General features: G+C 72.1%; 14 protein-coding genes. 10 read left to right on the top strand and 4 right to left on the bottom strand.

From position 1 onward, the window contains the following. Positions 1–150 precede the first annotated feature (150 nt). The 3 genes from xseA to LPC10_RS19755 form a co-directional block, all read right to left on the bottom strand. Complete coding sequence (gene xseA / locus LPC10_RS19765) at positions 151–1710, bottom strand: exodeoxyribonuclease VII large subunit (protein ID WP_231343980.1); 1560 nt, start codon at positions 1708–1710, stop codon at positions 151–153. 135 nt (positions 1711–1845) lie between these two features. Then, complete coding sequence (locus tag LPC10_RS19760) at positions 1846–2061, bottom strand: hypothetical protein (RefSeq protein WP_108941599.1); 216 nt, start codon at positions 2059–2061, stop codon at positions 1846–1848. A gap of 179 nt (positions 2062–2240) precedes the next feature. Beyond that, on the bottom strand, positions 2241–2984 hold the full coding sequence (locus tag LPC10_RS19755) for a hypothetical protein (RefSeq protein WP_231343979.1): 744 nt from the start codon (positions 2982–2984) through the stop codon (positions 2241–2243). Between the two features lie 94 nt (positions 2985–3078). Between LPC10_RS19755 and purD the strand changes: the two genes are divergently transcribed. The 3 genes from purD to LPC10_RS19740 all read left to right on the top strand — a co-directional run bounded on the left by purD (position 3079) and on the right by LPC10_RS19740 (position 5605). Further along, complete coding sequence (gene purD / locus LPC10_RS19750) at positions 3079–4386, top strand: phosphoribosylamine--glycine ligase (protein ID WP_231343978.1); 1308 nt, start codon at positions 3079–3081, stop codon at positions 4384–4386. Beyond that, the gene (locus tag LPC10_RS19745; RefSeq protein WP_231343977.1) at positions 4386–4829 is read left to right on the top strand and encodes a nucleoside deaminase; all 444 of its coding nucleotides are present in this window, start codon (positions 4386–4388) and stop codon (positions 4827–4829) included. Before purD ends, LPC10_RS19745 begins: the two co-directional genes overlap by 1 nt. A 74-nt stretch (positions 4830–4903) precedes the next feature. After that, entirely contained in the window at positions 4904–5605 is a 702-nt protein-coding gene (locus LPC10_RS19740) for an SDR family NAD(P)-dependent oxidoreductase (protein ID WP_231343976.1), read from the top strand. Positions 5606–5608: 3 nt separating this feature from the next. Here the strand turns inward: LPC10_RS19740 and LPC10_RS19735 are convergent, their stop codons facing one another. Then, positions 5609–6526, bottom strand: a complete 918-nt coding sequence (locus tag LPC10_RS19735; RefSeq protein WP_231343975.1) for an alpha/beta fold hydrolase — start codon at positions 6524–6526, stop codon at positions 5609–5611. Between the two features lie 287 nt (positions 6527–6813). On the opposite strand from LPC10_RS19735, the gene LPC10_RS19730 reads away from it, so the two are divergent. The 7 genes from LPC10_RS19730 to LPC10_RS19700 all read left to right on the top strand — a co-directional run bounded on the left by LPC10_RS19730 (position 6814) and on the right by LPC10_RS19700 (position 15048). Next, complete coding sequence (locus LPC10_RS19730; RefSeq protein ID WP_231343974.1) at positions 6814–8907, top strand: EAL domain-containing protein; 2094 nt, start codon at positions 6814–6816, stop codon at positions 8905–8907. Between the two features lie 302 nt (positions 8908–9209). Continuing rightward, entirely contained in the window at positions 9210–9386 is a 177-nt protein-coding gene (locus LPC10_RS19725; RefSeq protein ID WP_012456035.1) for a DUF1328 domain-containing protein, read from the top strand. 90 nt (positions 9387–9476) lie between these two features. Continuing rightward, positions 9477–11384, top strand: a complete 1908-nt coding sequence (locus LPC10_RS19720) for a pseudouridine synthase (RefSeq protein WP_231343973.1) — start codon at positions 9477–9479, stop codon at positions 11382–11384. A gap of 10 nt (positions 11385–11394) precedes the next feature. Beyond that, on the top strand, positions 11395–11946 hold the full coding sequence (gene rsmD / locus LPC10_RS19715) for a 16S rRNA (guanine(966)-N(2))-methyltransferase RsmD (protein WP_231343972.1): 552 nt from the start codon (positions 11395–11397) through the stop codon (positions 11944–11946). Between the two features lie 72 nt (positions 11947–12018). Beyond that, entirely contained in the window at positions 12019–12960 is a 942-nt protein-coding gene (locus LPC10_RS19710) for an aldo/keto reductase (RefSeq protein ID WP_231343971.1), read from the top strand. Then, positions 12950–13687, top strand: a complete 738-nt coding sequence (locus LPC10_RS19705) for an NADPH-dependent F420 reductase (RefSeq protein WP_231343969.1) — start codon at positions 12950–12952, stop codon at positions 13685–13687. The genes LPC10_RS19710 and LPC10_RS19705 overlap by 11 nt, the downstream gene beginning before the upstream one ends. Beyond that, on the top strand, positions 13684–15048 hold the full coding sequence (locus LPC10_RS19700) for an NTP/NDP exchange transporter (protein WP_231343968.1): 1365 nt from the start codon (positions 13684–13686) through the stop codon (positions 15046–15048). The genes LPC10_RS19705 and LPC10_RS19700 overlap by 4 nt, the downstream gene beginning before the upstream one ends. The last annotated feature ends 99 nt before the right edge of the window (positions 15049–15147 follow it).

Here is a 15147-nt window from a genome sequence, read left to right as displayed (position 1 = left end):
GAGCCGGCCGGGCCGGTCAAGCCGCCTCCCACGCAAGGAGGGGGCGACGCGGGGGCGGGGCGAGAAAGCCGGCCCCATCCCTCTCCCCCTTCATCGTTCGAGGCCGCTGCGCGGCATTCCGGAACGAAGGGGCGCCATCGAACTCGCCGCTCAGAACAGCGAGCCTTGCCGCGCAGCGGGCTCGGGCGCCGTCTCCTTGGGCTTCGGAGCCGGCTCGGTTGCGATCCGGCGCAGCGCACGCTTCGCACGCGGCGGCGAGGGCGGGGCATCGGCCAGGGGAGCGGCCGGAGCGTCCTCGGGCCGCGCGAAAACCGCCCCGTCGGCGAACTGGAGCTGAAGCCGGGCGGCGGCGGCGGCGGCCTCGCGCGAGCGCACCGGCAGGCCGTCGGCGTCGCGCACCAGCGCGTAGCCGCGGGCGAGCACCGCCTTGTAGCTGAGCGCCCCGAGCAGGCCGGATTGCGCCCCGAGCCGGTCGCGGCGGCGCTCGATGATGCGGGATATGGCGGTGCGCGGGCGATGGTCGATCCCGGCGAGCCGCGCCCGCGCCTCGGCCAAGGCGATCGCCGGCGAGCGCCGGGTCAGACGGTCGGCGAGGCGGTTCAGGCGCTCGCGGGAATCGCGGGCATTGGCGGCGAGCGCCGGGCGCAGGCGCGCGTCGGCGAGGTCGAGGCGCTGGCGCTTGGCGGCGAGAAACGCGTCGGCACCGGGGATCGCCCGCACCAGGGCGCGGAAATCGCCCCGCTCGCGCTCGACCCGCCGCAGCATCGTGCCCGCCTGCCGGGCGCCGAGGTCGTGGATCTGGGCCAAAAGTTCGGCGCGCACCGGCACCGCCATCTCGGCCGCGCCCGTGGGCGTCGGCGCCCGGCGGTCGGAGGCGAAGTCGATCAGCGTCGTGTCGGTCTCGTGGCCGACCGCCGAGATCAGCGGGATCCCGGACTCGGCGGCGGCGCGCACCACCGCTTCCTCGTTGAAGGCCCAGAGATCCTCGATCGAGCCGCCGCCGCGGGCGACGATCAGCACGTCCGGCCGCGGGATCGGGCCGTCGGGGATGAGCGCGTTGAAGCCCCGGATCGCCGCGGCGATTTCCTCGGCCGCCCCCTCCCCCTGCACCCGCACCGGCCAGACCAGCACGGGGCGGGGAAAGCGGTCCTCCAGCCGGTGGAGGATGTCGCGGATCACCGCTCCGGTCGGCGAGGTGACGACGCCGATCACCCGCGGCAGGAACGGGATCGGCCGCTTCCGGTCCACCTCGAACAGCCCCTCCGCCGCGAGCTGGCGCTTGCGCTCCTCCAGCAGCGCCATCCAGGCGCCGATGCCGGCGGGCTCCATCGAATCGATGACGATCTGGTACGAGGATTTCCCGGCAAACGTCGTGATCTTGCCGGTGGCGACGACCTCGAGCCCTTCCTTGGGCTTCTGGCGCAGACGCCCGAGCACGCCCTTCCACACCACCGCGTCGATCTTCGCGGTGCCGTCCTTGAGTGAGAAATAGGCGTGGCCCGAGCCGTGCGGCCCGCGATAGCCCGAGATCTCGCCGCGCAGGCGCACATGCCCAAAGGCGTCTTCAAGGGTGCGCTTGAGGGCGGCGGCGAGATCGCCGACCGACCATTCGGGGGTGTTGGCCTGGAGCAAAGCCGAGGGCGCTGGCTCCCCCGGCGGCGGCCCGGCGGCGGCATAGGTCGCAGGACGTGGCGGGGGCACGAGCGGCATGGGGCCGAACGCTACGGGAACCGGCCGGGTGAGGTAAAGGCCGCCGAGCCGATCGGCTGGGGAAGGGCGCGCGAGTGTGGCGCCGGGGCCGCTGCCGCTCGTCTCCGGCGAAAGCGCTCGGGGAACGGCCCGAAGTCAGATCAGGCGCGAAAGGATCAGCGCCGCCGTGACGGCCGGCGCGGCGGCCGCCGCCATGGCCCAGGGCCAGACCGGCGCCAGTCGCGAGCGGCGGTTGTCGTTGGCGGCCCGCGGCGCCGAGCGACGCTGGACCACGTAGTCCGAGAGTCGAACGACCGCGTGCGCGCGGGGCGGGCGGGCGGGGGAGGCGATCGAGTGGCGACAGATCGGCATGGCCCTCATCAACAGGTGAGCCCGGCGAACCGTTCCGTCCGGCGCACGGGATAACAGTTCCTCGCACGACACCCGGTCACCGGCCGTTCACCCGCCGGAGAGGACAGGGCGGCGGGCGTTTTGGGATAGACACTCGGACGATCTCGGAGGGGGGCGGACGGTAGGCCGCAACGGTCCGCTCACCACAGCGAGAACTCGGTGGCGAAATCCGTCGTCCGCAGCGGGCATTTCGGCGCGGGGCAGGGCTCGACCGGCACGGTGGCGAGCACTCCGTCCGCCCCCGCCTCGAAGCGCAGGCGCACCGGCTTGTCGTCCTCCTTGGCGTAGGCGAGCCGCACCTCGAAGCGCACCGCGTCGAAGGCCTTGCGGTCGGCGTAGACGATCACGTCGCGGGAGACGGATTCGCCCGGGTTGAGTTCAGAGGGCTCGCTCGGCAGGTCGGTCGCACCAGAGAACAGTACGCCCTGGCGCAGGATCGGTGCACCGCTCTCGCGCACGTAGTCGCGGGCGGACTCGACGCTCGCCGAGCCGGAGAGCGCGGCGCGGAAGGCGGCCTCGCGCGCGGTCGCCTCCGCCGCCGCGTGATCCGGCTCGGAGAAGCGGGTGCGCAGGCCGATCACGGTGTAGGTGAGCCCGAGCACGCGCACGCCCGCCTGGCCGACATTGGTGCGGGTCACGGTCGAGCGGATCGCCACCCGATCGCCGCGTTCGCCGACCCGGACGAGGTCGGTCTTCACCGAGACCGAGGGCGGAGCGAGCCCCGGCTTGATCCGCGCCTCGTAGACGAAGGTGTAGACGCCCCAGGCCCCTGCCCCGAGGATCGCCAGCGTCTGCACCAGGGTGCTGACGCCCGTGAGGCCGAGCCGGCGCCGTCTCCGGCCCGGTCGTTGAGGATGGTCTCGATGCGGGTCTGGCGGCGCCATGCGGCGGGTTCTCCCTCGCGTTGCCGGATGTGTGGCCGGGGCAAACGCGAAACGCCCTTTCCCCGGCCCGAAATTTTTTGGATAGGGTCTCGTCATGACCGAGCCCTTCACCATCCTGCTCATCGGCTCCGGCGGGCGCGAGCACGCGCTGGCCTGGGCCATCGCGAAATCGCCGCTCTGCGCGAAGCTGTTCGTCGCGCCGGGCAATCCGGGCACCGCCCGGCACGGCGAGAACCGGCCGGATCTCGCGGTCTCCGATCACGCGGCGGTGGTCGCCTTCTGCCGGGCGGAAAAGGTCGGGCTGGTGGTGGTGGGGCCGGAGGCGCCGCTGGTCGCCGGGCTCGTCGACGACCTCCAGGCTGCCGGCATCCCCGCCTTCGGGCCGACCAAGGCCGCGGCGCAGCTCGAAGGCTCGAAGGGCTTCACCAAGGATCTCTGCGCTGAGCACGACATCCCGACCGCCGCCTTCGCCCGCTTCACCGATCTCGAACCGGCGCTGGCCTATCTGCGCGCGCGGGGCGCGCCGATCGTGGTCAAGGCCGACGGGCTCGCCGCCGGCAAGGGCGTGACCGTGGCCGAGACCTTGCCCGAGGCCGAGGCCGCCGTGCGGGCGATCCTCGACGGCAGCGAAGGAGGCGCGCTCGTGATCGAGGAGTGCCTGTTCGGTGAGGAGGCGAGCTTCTTCGCGCTCTGCGACGGGACCCGCGCGGTTCCGATCGGCACGGCGCAGGACCACAAGCGGGTCCATGACGGCGACCGCGGCCCCAATACGGGCGGCATGGGCGCCTATTCCCCCGCCTCCATCGTCACGCCGGAGATCGCCGAGACGGTGATGACCCGGATCATCGCGCCGACGCTGGCCGGCATGGCCGCCCGCGGCACGCCGTTCTCCGGCATCCTCTATGCCGGGCTGATGCTGACGGCGGAGGGCCCCAAGCTCATCGAGTACAACACCCGCTTCGGCGATCCGGAGGCGCAGGTGCTGATGCCGCGCCTGTCGGGTGATCTCGTGCCGGCGCTGCTGGCGGCGGCCAAGGGCGATCTCTCCAGCGTCTCGATCGGCTTCGATGCCGCCCGCGCGGCGCTCACCGTGGTGATGGCGGCGCAGGGCTATCCCGGCGCGGTGACCCGCGGCACCGAGATCCGCGGCGCCGAGGCGGCCCTCGATGAGGGGGTTCTGGTGTTCCAGGCCGGCACCCGCCGCGACGGCGACCGGCTGCTCGCCGATGGCGGCCGGGTGCTCGCGGTCACGGCGCTCGGCGCCAGCGTGGGGGAAGCGCAGGAGCGCGCCTATGCGGCGGTGCGGCGGATCGACTGGCCGGACGGCTTTTTTCGGACGGACATCGGCGGCCGGGAGGTCGCCAGGGAGGCGGCTCACGGCGCGGCCGCCTCCGGCGACTGATGCCCGATTTCCTCGACCTCGCCTTTGCCGCCGCCCGCGAGGCCGCGGCGCTCGGCGAGGTGCCGGTCGGCGCGGTGGTGGTGCGCGACGGCGCGGTCCTGGCGGTTGCGGGCAACCGGCCGCGGGCGCTGTCCGACCCCACGGCCCATGCCGAGATCCTGGCGATCCGCGCCGCCTGCGCCGCGTTGCGCGACGAGCGCCTCACCGGCTGCGACCTCTACGTCACCCTGGAGCCCTGCCCGATGTGCGCGGGCGCGATCGCCTTCGCCCGCATCCGCCGGCTCTACTACGCCGCCTCCGATCCCAAGGGCGGCGGCGTCGAGCACGGGCCCCGCGTGTTCAACCAGCCAACCTGCCACCACGCCCCGGAAGTCTATTCCGGCTTTCGCGAGGGCGAGGCGGCGGGCCTGCTCAGGGATTTCTTTTCGCAAAGACGGGGGTGAGCGGGAGGCGAACCGCGGCGGTGCGCGGCGCGTTCGTCCCCCATCCCGCGATGCCGCCGCACGGAGCCCGTCCCATGGTCCCGACCTACCAGCGCGCCCTGATCGTCGGGGCCGGTTCCGGCTTGAGCGCATCCCTGGCGCGCCTGTTCGCGGCCGAGGGGTTGAAGGTCGGGCTCGCCGCGCGCAACGTCGAGAAGCTGAGCCGCCTCGCCGCGGAGACGGGGGCGGTGGTGCACGCCTGCGACGCCACGGATCCCGGCGCGGTCGAGGCCCTGTTTCCCCGGCTCGAACCGGCGCTCGGCGGCGCGCCGGACGTGGTGGTCTACAACGCCAGCGGCCGGCTGCGCGGGGCCACCGTCGATCTCGATCCGGAGGCGGTCGCCCGCGCGCTCGCGGTCTCGGCCTATGGCGGCTTCCTCGTGGCCCAGGCCGCCGCCCGGCGGATGCTGCCCCACCGCCACGGCGCGATCCTGTTCACCGGCGCCTCGGCGAGCGTGAAGGGTTTTGCCGGCTCCGCCCCCTTCGCCATGGGCAAGTTCGCCCTGCGCGGCCTCGCGCAAAGCCTCGCCCGCGAGCTTCAGCCCCTGGGCATCCACGTCGCCCATGTCGTGATCGACGGTGCGATCCGCTCCGACGCCCGCCCCGATCCGGAGGGGCGCCCCGACGCGACCCTCGATCCCGACGCCATCGCGAAGAGCTACCTCGCCCTCCTGCGCCAGGACCGCAGCGCCTGGACCGACGAGATCGCTCTGCGGCCCTGGGTCGAGAGCTTCTGAGATCTACCCTGCCAGAAAGGCCTGCAACGCCCGCAGGGTCGGCTCCGGCGCTTCCTCGGCCATGAAGTGGCCGGAGGCGATATTTGCGCCCTGCGCTGCGGGGGCAAAAGTGCGCTGCCAGGCTGCCAGGGCGGTCTCCGGCTTGTCCCGGTTGAGATAGGCGTCGCTGGCGAGCACCAAGACCGGCATCGATAAGGTGCGGCCCGCGGCGAGGTCGTCGCGGTCGGCGGCGCGGTCCGGCCCGTCGGCGCCGCCCGCCCGGTAATCCTCGCACATCGCGTGGATGCGCTCGGGCACGTTCCAGGCCTGCCGGTAGAGCGTGAGCGCGCGGGCGTCGAAGGCGGCGAGGTCGCGGCTCGCGCTCCAGTCGCGCAGCAGCCCCTCGAAATAGGCGTCCGGGTCACGGCGGATCGCCTCCTCCGGCTCCGGGGCCGGGCGCGACAGGAACGACCAGTGCGGGTTCGCGCCGGGCTTCGCCTCGATGCGGGTCCACTGTACCTCGGTCGGCACGATGTCGAGGATCGCCAGCCGCTCGATCCGGCCGGGTTCGTCCAGCGCCAGCCGGTAGGCGACGCGGGCGCCGCGATCGTGGCCGGCCAGCGCGAAGCGGATATGGCCGAGCCGCTCCATCACCGCGACGATCTCCGCCCCGAGCCGCCGCTTGGCGTAGGCGTTCTCTCCGGCGCCGGAGGCGGGGGCGGCCGACCAGCCGTAGCCCTTCAGGTCGAGGGCGATCACCCGGTGCGTTTCGGCGAGTGCCGGCGCCAGCCGGTGCCACATCGCGTGGCTCTGCGGGAAGCCGTGCAGCAGGAGGAGCGGCGGCGCGTCCCGTGGGCCCTTGGCCCGGCCGAACCAGCGGCCGGCCGACCCCTCGATCCAGAGCGGCTCGAAGCCGGGAAAAAGGTCGTCGCCCTCGGCCATCCATCAACCTCAGCCGCATCCAGGATGCGGATAACGGTCCGGCGCGGCGAAAGCTCCGGTGTCTTTCGATCGCTGGAGCGCTCAGGATTCCACGTTCAAAATTTTGCAACCTAGAAGAAACAGGTCGAATCTGTGCAATTCAGGCGGCGGCCTTCACCCTTCCCTGCACTTGGGTTTGCACTTCGATTGACAGGATTGGATCGTTAATTGGGCATGATGGCCAAGTCATAGGCATGAGGAAATATTTACATTCTGGCCTCAAAATCCCGCCTGCCTAGGGTGGTGCTATGCCTCTGAACGATCTTGAAGAACTGGCGCGGATCGCGTTCGACTGGCTCTGGGCCACCGATGCCGAGGACCGATTCAGTTACATCTCTCCGGGCGCCGAGCGTCTGCTGGGCCGCCCGCCGGAGAGTCTGATCGGGCGGGCGCGCGAGACCCTGGCCGGTGAGGAGGCGAACCTTGCGCCTTATCGCGAGACGATCGCCGCGCGCCGCCCCTTCCGTGAACTGACCTACGTCTATCGCCATCCCGACGGCACGCCGCGTTGGTTCGAGATCAGCGGTCGCCCGCTTTTCTCACCCGAGGGTGAGTTCCTCGGTTATCGGGGCGTCGGCAGCGACGTCACCGAGCAGCACCGGACCCGGCGCGCCCTGGTCGAGGCCCATGCCCAGCTCAGCGAGCAGAACCGGCGCTTCGACGCGGCCCTGGAGAACATGACGCACGGGCTGTGCCTGTTCGATGCGGGGCAGCGGCTCCTCGTGTGGAACCGGCGCTACCTGGAGATCTTCGGCCTGTCGGAGGATGCGGTCCATGTCGGCATGGGCCAGCGCGCCATCATCGAGATGTTGGTGGCGCTCGGGCGCTACAAGCGCGGCGCCACAATCGATGCGATCAGCGAGAGCACCCGCACGTCGCTCTCCGGAGACGGATCGAAATCGGTGCTGCGCGAACTCGCCGACGGGCGGGTCATCGCCGTGACCCACCGCCCCATGGCCGAGGGCGGCGGCTGGGTCGCGACCTTCGAGGACATCACCGAGCGGCGGCGCAACGAGGCGCGCATCATCCACATGGCCCGCCACGACGGCCTCACCGATCTGCCCAACCGCACCCGCCTGCGCGAGATCGGCACCGAGTGGATCGAGGCTCTGCGCGCCGAGGCGGCGCCGCTCGCCGTCCTCTGCCTCGACCTCGACCGGTTCAAGCCGGTCAACGACAGCTTCGGCCACGCGGTGGGCGATGCCCTGCTGCGGGCGGTGGCCGAGCGGCTGCGGGGGCAGGTGCGCAGCCACGATGTGGTGGCCCGGCTCGGGGGCGACGAGTTCGCGGTGCTCTCCCGCGTCGAGGACGCGGCCGGGGCTGCGGCCCTGGCCGAGCGCCTGATCGAGGCCGTCGCCGCGCCCTACACCCTCGATGGGATCACCGTCGAGATCGGGATGAGCGCCGGCATCGCTCTGGCCGACGAGGGGGTCCCGCACGACATCGAGCGCCTCCTCAAGGAGGCCGACCTCGCCCTCTACGAGGCGAAGACCGAGGGGCGCGGCACCGTCCGCCGGTTCGAGCCGCAGATGGACGAGACCCTGCGCGAGCGGCTCGGCCTCGAGCGCGAACTGCGCGAGGCGCTCCAGCAGGACCGCTTCGAACTGCACTATCAGCCGCTCGTGGACCTGTCCGAAAACCGCATCACCGGCATGGAGGCGCTGGTCCGCTGGCGCCATCCCGAGCGCGGGCTCGTGAGCCCGGCGGTGTTCATCCCGCTCGCCGAGGAGACCGGCCTGATCGTGCCGATCGGCGAGTGGGTGCTGCACCGGGCCTGCCGAGATGCCGCCGCCTGGCCCGACGCGATCAGCGTGGCGGTCAACGTCTCGCCGCTGCAACTGCGCCACCGCGGCTTCGTCCAGAGCGTGCTCGGCGCGCTCGCGGCCAGCGGCCTCAAGGCGAGCCGGCTCGAACTGGAAATCACCGAGAGCGTGCTGCTCGACGACACCGAGGCCAACCTCGAAACGCTCCACACCCTGCGCAAGCTCGGAATGCGCATCTCCATGGACGATTTCGGCACCGGCTATTCCTCGATCAGCACCCTGCGTCGCTTCCCCTTCGACAAGATCAAGATCGACCGCTCGTTCGTGCGCGACTGCGCCGGACAGTCGGATGCCGGCGCGATCATCCGCGCCATCGTCAGCCTCGGGGCGAGCCTCGGCATCACGACGCTGGTCGAAGGGGTCGAGACCGAGCCGCAGCTCGCCACCATCCGCGCGGAGGGGGCGCAGGAGGTGCAGGGCTACCTGTTCAGCCCGCCCCGGCCGGTCCACGAGATCGCCAGCCTGCTCGAGACCGGCTCCGCGCCCGAGGGGCGGCCCGCGCACACGCTGGCAGCCTGACACGCTCCCGGCAGAAATCTCATCAAGAATGGCTTCGGTCGTCCCGCTCGCACGGCCGGAAGATCCTCCGGGCGCGTGGGTGTGGGGGCGTCCGGTCTCGCCCGGCCGGCCGGAACAGAGGCTCCGCAGCCGCCGTTGCTCCCCGAGGGGTGGATGAAGTCGGGATCCCGCCGCTGCCCGGAACGCTTCGGCCCGGCAACCGTTTTCAGCGCCATCGACGGAACGAATCCGGCAGCTTGGCAATTCTCCAAGCCAGGACAGACTTACGAGACACCGTCCAAGACGGACGTCAGGAGGATACCATGATCGGTTGGGCTGTAACCTTTCTCGTCGTCGCTCTGATCGCCGCTCTGCTCGGCTTCGGCGGCATCGCCGGCACCGCCATGGAGGCGGCCAAGATCGTGTTCTTCGTCGCGATCGCGCTGTTCCTGATCTCGGCGGTGATGGGCGCCGTGCGCGGTCGCTCGCCGCGGTTGTGACCGGCCTGAACCGCGCGGTTCGATGAAAGGGCGGCCCTCGCGGGCCGCCTTTTCCTTTTGCGCGGACCCACGCTCTGGTAAGGGGCGCGGATGACCGACAATCCAGACCCCTCCCCGGCCGTACCCGCGGACCAAGCCGCCGCGCCCGAGGGCGAGCGCATCGCCAAGACCATCGCCCGCGCCGGCATCGCCTCCCGCCGCGACGCCGAGGCGATGATCGAGGCCGGCCGCGTCACCCTCAACGGCAAGGTCCTGACCTCGCCGGCGATCAACGTCACCGAATCCGACCGCATCACCGTGGACGGTGAGCCCCTGCCCGTCCGCGAGCGCACCCGGCTGTGGCTGCTGCACAAGCCGCGCGGCGTCGTCACCACCGCCCGCGATCCGGAAGGGCGCCAGACGGTGTTCGACGGGCTGCCCGACGACCTGCCGCGGGTCGTCGCCATCGGCCGGCTCGACATCAACACCGAGGGTCTGCTGCTGCTCACCAACGATGGCGGGCTGGCCAAGGTGATCGCCCATCCCGATACCGGCTGGCTGCGCCGCTACCGGGTGCGCGCCTTCGGCGACATCACCCAGGCCGATCTCGACCGGCTCAAGAAGGGCGTCACCGTCGACGGTATGGAATACGGCCCCGTCGAGGCCACCCTCGACCGGGTCCAGGGCGACAACCTCTGGCTCACGCTCGGCCTGCGCGAGGGCAAGAACCGCGAGGTCAAGCGCATCCTCGAACATCTCGGCCTCTCCGTGAACCGGCTGATCCGGCTCTCGTTCGGGCCGTTCCAGCTCGGCGACCTCGAAGTCGGTCTGGTCGAGGAGATCCGGACCAAGGTGCTGAAGGAACAGCTCGGAAAGAGCCTCGCCGAACAGGCCGGCGTCGATTTCGAGAGCCCGGTGCGCGAGGCCATCGCCCCGTTCGGAAGCCCCAAGGCGACGAAGGCCGCCTCACCCGCCGGGCGGGGCCGTCCGGGCGCCCGCGACGAGGGCCGCGAACAAAAGCGTTCGGAGCCCCGCTCGGGCGCCCGCGGCGGAGCAGCCGGCCGTCCGCCGCGTGATCCCGCGCGTCCTGCCGCCCCGCGCGCCGCCGCGCGCCCGGCCCCGCGGGCGCCCTCGCCGACCGTGTGGCGGGCCGACGACGAGACCCGTCCGCGCGCGAGCAAGGTGCCGCGCCGGGGCATGGACCCGAAGACCGCCCGCGCGGCGGCGGCCGAGCGCGGCCGCGAGCGGGTCGGCGCGATCCAGGCGGCCGGCGAGCGCCGGGTGCTGGTCGAGCGGCTCCAGCCGACGCCGGAGACCCCCGCCCCCGAGCCGCATCGCCGGGTCCGCTTCCGCAAGGAGGAGGAGCGGCCCGAGCGGCAGGAGCGCCCCCGCCAAGAGCGTCCTCGCCAAGAGCGTCCGCAGCAGGAGCGCGGCTACCAAGAACGCAGCCGTGACGATCGGCGCGAGGATCGACCGCGCCGGGACGCGCCGACAGGCGATGCCCGTCCCCGCCGCCACGAGGCCGGCGAGGCGACGGCGCCCGAGCGGCGCGGCCCGCCGCGCGAGCGCCAGACTGAGCGCCAGGCCGAGGGCCGTCCGTTCCGCGAGCGGAGCGACAGCCGTCCCGCGCGGGACCGTTACGAGGGGGCGCCCCGCCGGGAGCGTCCCGCCGAGGGTGGGGCGCCGGAGCGCCGCGGCCCCCCGCGCGACCGGCCCCGCACCGCCGAAGGCGAGCGTCCGGCTCGCCCGCCGCGCGGCGAGGGCGGCGGCTTCCGTAAGGGACCGGGCGCCGGTCCGGGCGGCAAGCCCGGCTTCAAGGGCGGCGCCCGCGACGGGGCCAGAGGCGACTTCAAGGGAGGGCCCAAGGGGGGCGCGCGGGGTGACTTCAAGCCCGGCGGACGACCGGGCGGCGGGCGTCCCGGCGGAAAGCCTGGCGGTGCCGGTGGCCGTCCCGGCGGTGGCAAGCCGGGGCCGCGCGGAGGCGGTCGTCCCGGCCGTCCGCCGCGCGGCGACGCCTAGGGTCTAACCCGTGCGGATCGTCGGCGGCGAATGGCGCGGGCGCCGGCTCGCCGGGCCGAAGGCGGAGGGCATCCGCCCGACCTCTGACCGCCTGCGCGAGGCCCTGTTCAACGTGCTGGCCCACGCCTACGACGACGCGGTCGAGGACGCGGTGGTGCTCGATCTGTTCGCGGGCACCGGCGCGCTCGGCTTCGAGGCGCTCTCCCGCGGCGCGGCGCGCGCCGTCTTCGTGGATGAGGGGCGTCAGGCCGGCGCGCTGATCCGGGAGGGCATCGCCGCGCTTGATTGCGGGAACCGTGCCCGGCTGATCCAGCGCGACGCGACCCGACTCGGACCCGCCCCGGAGGCCGCCTCCCTCGTCTTCTGCGATCCGCCCTACCGGAAGAACCTCGCCACCGCGGCGCTCGCCGCGGCGGCAGCCGGCGGCTGGCTCAGCCCCGGCGCGCTGGTTCTGGTCGAGGAGGCCGCCGAGGCCGGCCTTGTCCTGCCGCCCGGTTTCGCCGAGCTGGAGCGGCGCAGCTACGGCGAGACGGCGGTGACGTTCGGCCGCTTCGGGGAATGATCCCTTCGCCGATGCGTTGAGGTTGCCCTATCTCGCTCGGGCCACGCCCGTCCGCGAAGGAGGCCCGCGCCCATGCCGCCCGTCCTGCCGCCCATCCCTCCACTTTCCCGCCGAACCCTCCTGCAGGCCGCCGCCGCCCTCGCCGGAGCCAGGCTCGCCCCGGCCCTGCTGCGCCCGGCCCATGCCGCCGACGCCCTGATCACCCGGCCGATCCCCTCCTCCGGCGAGCGTTTGCCGGCCATGGGCATCGGCACCTCGCGCCGCTACGAGGTGGCGGTGACGCCCGAGGCCACCGCCCCCTTGCGCGAGGCGGTGGAGCGCTTCGTGGCGCTCGGCGGCCGGGTGATCGACACCGCCCCGAGCTACGGCACGGCCGAGGACGTCCTCGGCCTCATCCTCCAGGGCCTGCGCGAAAAGGTCTTTCTCGCCACCAAGGTCGCGGCCCGCGGCCGGGCGGCGGCGGAGGCCGAGACCGAGCGCTCGTTCCAGCGCCTGCGCACGGACAAGATCGACCTCATCGCCGTGCACAACCTGATCGACACGGAGGCCAACCTCGCCGTCCTGCGCGCGCTCAAGGAGACCGGCCGCATCCGCTATGTCGGCGTCACGGTCTGGCGCGACGAGCAGTTCCCCGAGCTCGAGACGGTGATGAAGCGGGAGAAACTCGACTTCTTGCAGGTGAACTACGCCCTCGACAGCCGGGCGGCGGCCGAGCGCATCCTGCCGCTGGCGGTCGAGCGCGGCGTGGCGGTGATGGTCAACGTGCCCTTCGGCCGCGACCGTCTGTTCAAGGCGGTGAAGGACAAGCCCCTGCCCGATTTCGCCGCCGAATTCGGCTGCAAGAGCTGGGCGCAGTTCTTCCTCAAATACGTGCTCGCCAACGAGGCCGTCACCTGCCCGATCCCCGGCATGGCGAAGGTGGCCTATGTCGAGGACAATATGGCCGCCGCGACCGGGCGGCTGCCGGATGCCGCCGAGCGGCGCAAGATGGAGGCCTTCATCGATGCGGTCTGACTTTTTTGGGATGTTGTCCGTTCGGCGCGGGGTGCTGGCTCTGCTGGCCGGCACGCTTCTGCTTCCGGCCCTGCCCGCTCTCGCGCAATCCGAAAATCCCAAAAGGATCGGGATCATCGGAGCGGGCAATATCGGCAGCACGCTCGGCCGGCTCTGGATCAAGGCGGGCTACGAGGTGTTCTTCGCCTCTCGCCATCCGGAGCAGTTGAAGGCGCTCGTGGAAGAACTCGGGCCCCAGTCGCGGGCCGGCACCCCGGCGGAAGCGATCGCCTTCGGCAACGCCGTGCTGATCGCGGTGCCCTACAAGGCCTATCCGGAGCTGGGGCGTGAGCACGCCGCTGGCCTCAAGGGCAAGGTGGTGATCGATGCCGGCAATGCGGTGAAGGCCCGCGACGGGGCCGTCGCCGACGAGGTCGAGCGCGACGGCATCGGCGCCACATCCGCCAAGTACCTGGCCGGTGCGCAGGTGGTGCGCGCCTTCAACGCGGCGAATTATCGGGTCTTCCAGAAGAACGCCGGCCGGCCCGAACCGCGCATGGCGGTGCCGATCGCCGGCGACGACCCGAAGGCGCTCGAGACCGCCCGCACTCTGGTCTCGGATGCCGGCTTCGACCCCGTGGTGGTCGGCGAACTGAAGGCGGCCGACACCTTCGCCATGGGCTCGCCCGGCTTCGGCCACGACCTCTCGGCGCCGGAGCTGAAGCAGAAGCTCGGGGTGAAGCCTTGAGCGAGGCCCCGGCCTCGTCTTCGGGCTCCTCGCTCTCGGACCGCCTCGCCCGCCTTGTCGATGTGCGGCCGGGCGAGGGGCCGGCGCTGGCGTGGTCCTGGGCCTACATCTTCGCGCTTCTGGCGAGCTACTACGTGCTGCGCCCGATCCGCGACCAGATGGGCGTGGCGGGCGGGCTCGAAAACCTGCCCTGGCTGTTCCTGGCCACGCTCATCGGCATGCTGGCGCTCAACCTGCCCTTCGCGTGGCTGGTCAAGCGCCTGCCGCGGGCGCGGTTCGTGCCCCTCACCTACCGCTTCTTCATCCTCAACATCCTGATCTTTGCCGGCCTCATCGCCGTGGCGGAGGGGGAAGCGGCGGTGTGGGTCGGCCGGGCCTTCTTCGTCTGGCTCTCGATCTTCAACCTGTTCGTGGTCTCGATCTTCTGGGCCACGGTGGTGGACGTGTTCTCCACCGAGCAGGGCAAGCGCCTGTTCGGCTTCATCGCCGCGGGCGCCACGCTCGGCGCCATCTGCGGCTCGGCGGTGACGGCGACGCTCGCGCGTGATGTGCCGACCTGGGCGCTGCTCATCGCCGCCGCCGTGCTCCTGGAGGCGGCGGTGTTCGCCATGCGGGGACTCGCGCGCCTGATCGGGCGGCTCAACGCGGTGCCGGAGGACGCGCGGGCGGGTGACGTGATCGGCGGCGATGTCTGGGCCGGCATCCGGCGCACCGTCACCTCACCCTACCTTCTCAACATCGCGCTGTTTCTGGCGCTGTTCTCGGTGACCGCGACCTTCCTGTATTTCGAGCAGGCGGCGGTGGCCAAAAACAACTTCCCCAATCGCGGCGCGCAGACCGCCTTCTTCGCCAGCGTCGACCTCGCGGTGAACGTGCTGACGCTCGGCGTGCAGCTCTTTTTCACCGGGCGCATCACGAAGCGGCTCGGCGTCGGCGTGACGCTGGCCCTGCTCCCGGCGGCGAGCGTCGTCGGGTTTGCCGCGCTGGCGCTCTCGCCGACGGTCGCCTCGGTGGTGGTGATCTACGTGCTGCGGCGGGCGGGCAACTTCGCCATCGCCCGGCCGGTGCGCGAGGTGCTGTTCACGGTGGTGCCCCGGGAGGACCGCTACAAGGCGAAAAGCTTCATCGACACGGTGGTCTACCGCCTCGGCGATCAGGTCGGCGCGTGGTCCTATACCGGGCTCTCCGCCCTCGGCTTCGGCGGCCACGCCGCGGCCGTGGTGGCGGTGCCGCTCTCGGCCGCGTGGCTTCTCAACGCGCTCTGGCTCGGACGGGCGCAGGCGCGGCGGCAGGCGCAGCGGGAGACCGAACGGATGGAGGACGAGCCAGACCCGGCGACGGCCGCGCGGTCATCGGGCTGACGGACATCGTTGCAAAGGTTATTTTTCGAATTCGATAGTCTCCGGCGGCTCGATCAGCCCGCCTGATCGGCTGGGGACGGGCAGCGATGCGGCATCGCG

The organism is Methylorubrum sp. B1-46, from assembly GCF_021117295.1.
Lineage (GTDB): Bacteria > Pseudomonadota > Alphaproteobacteria > Rhizobiales > Beijerinckiaceae > Methylobacterium.
This window is presented reverse-complemented; position numbering and strand designations above follow the sequence as displayed.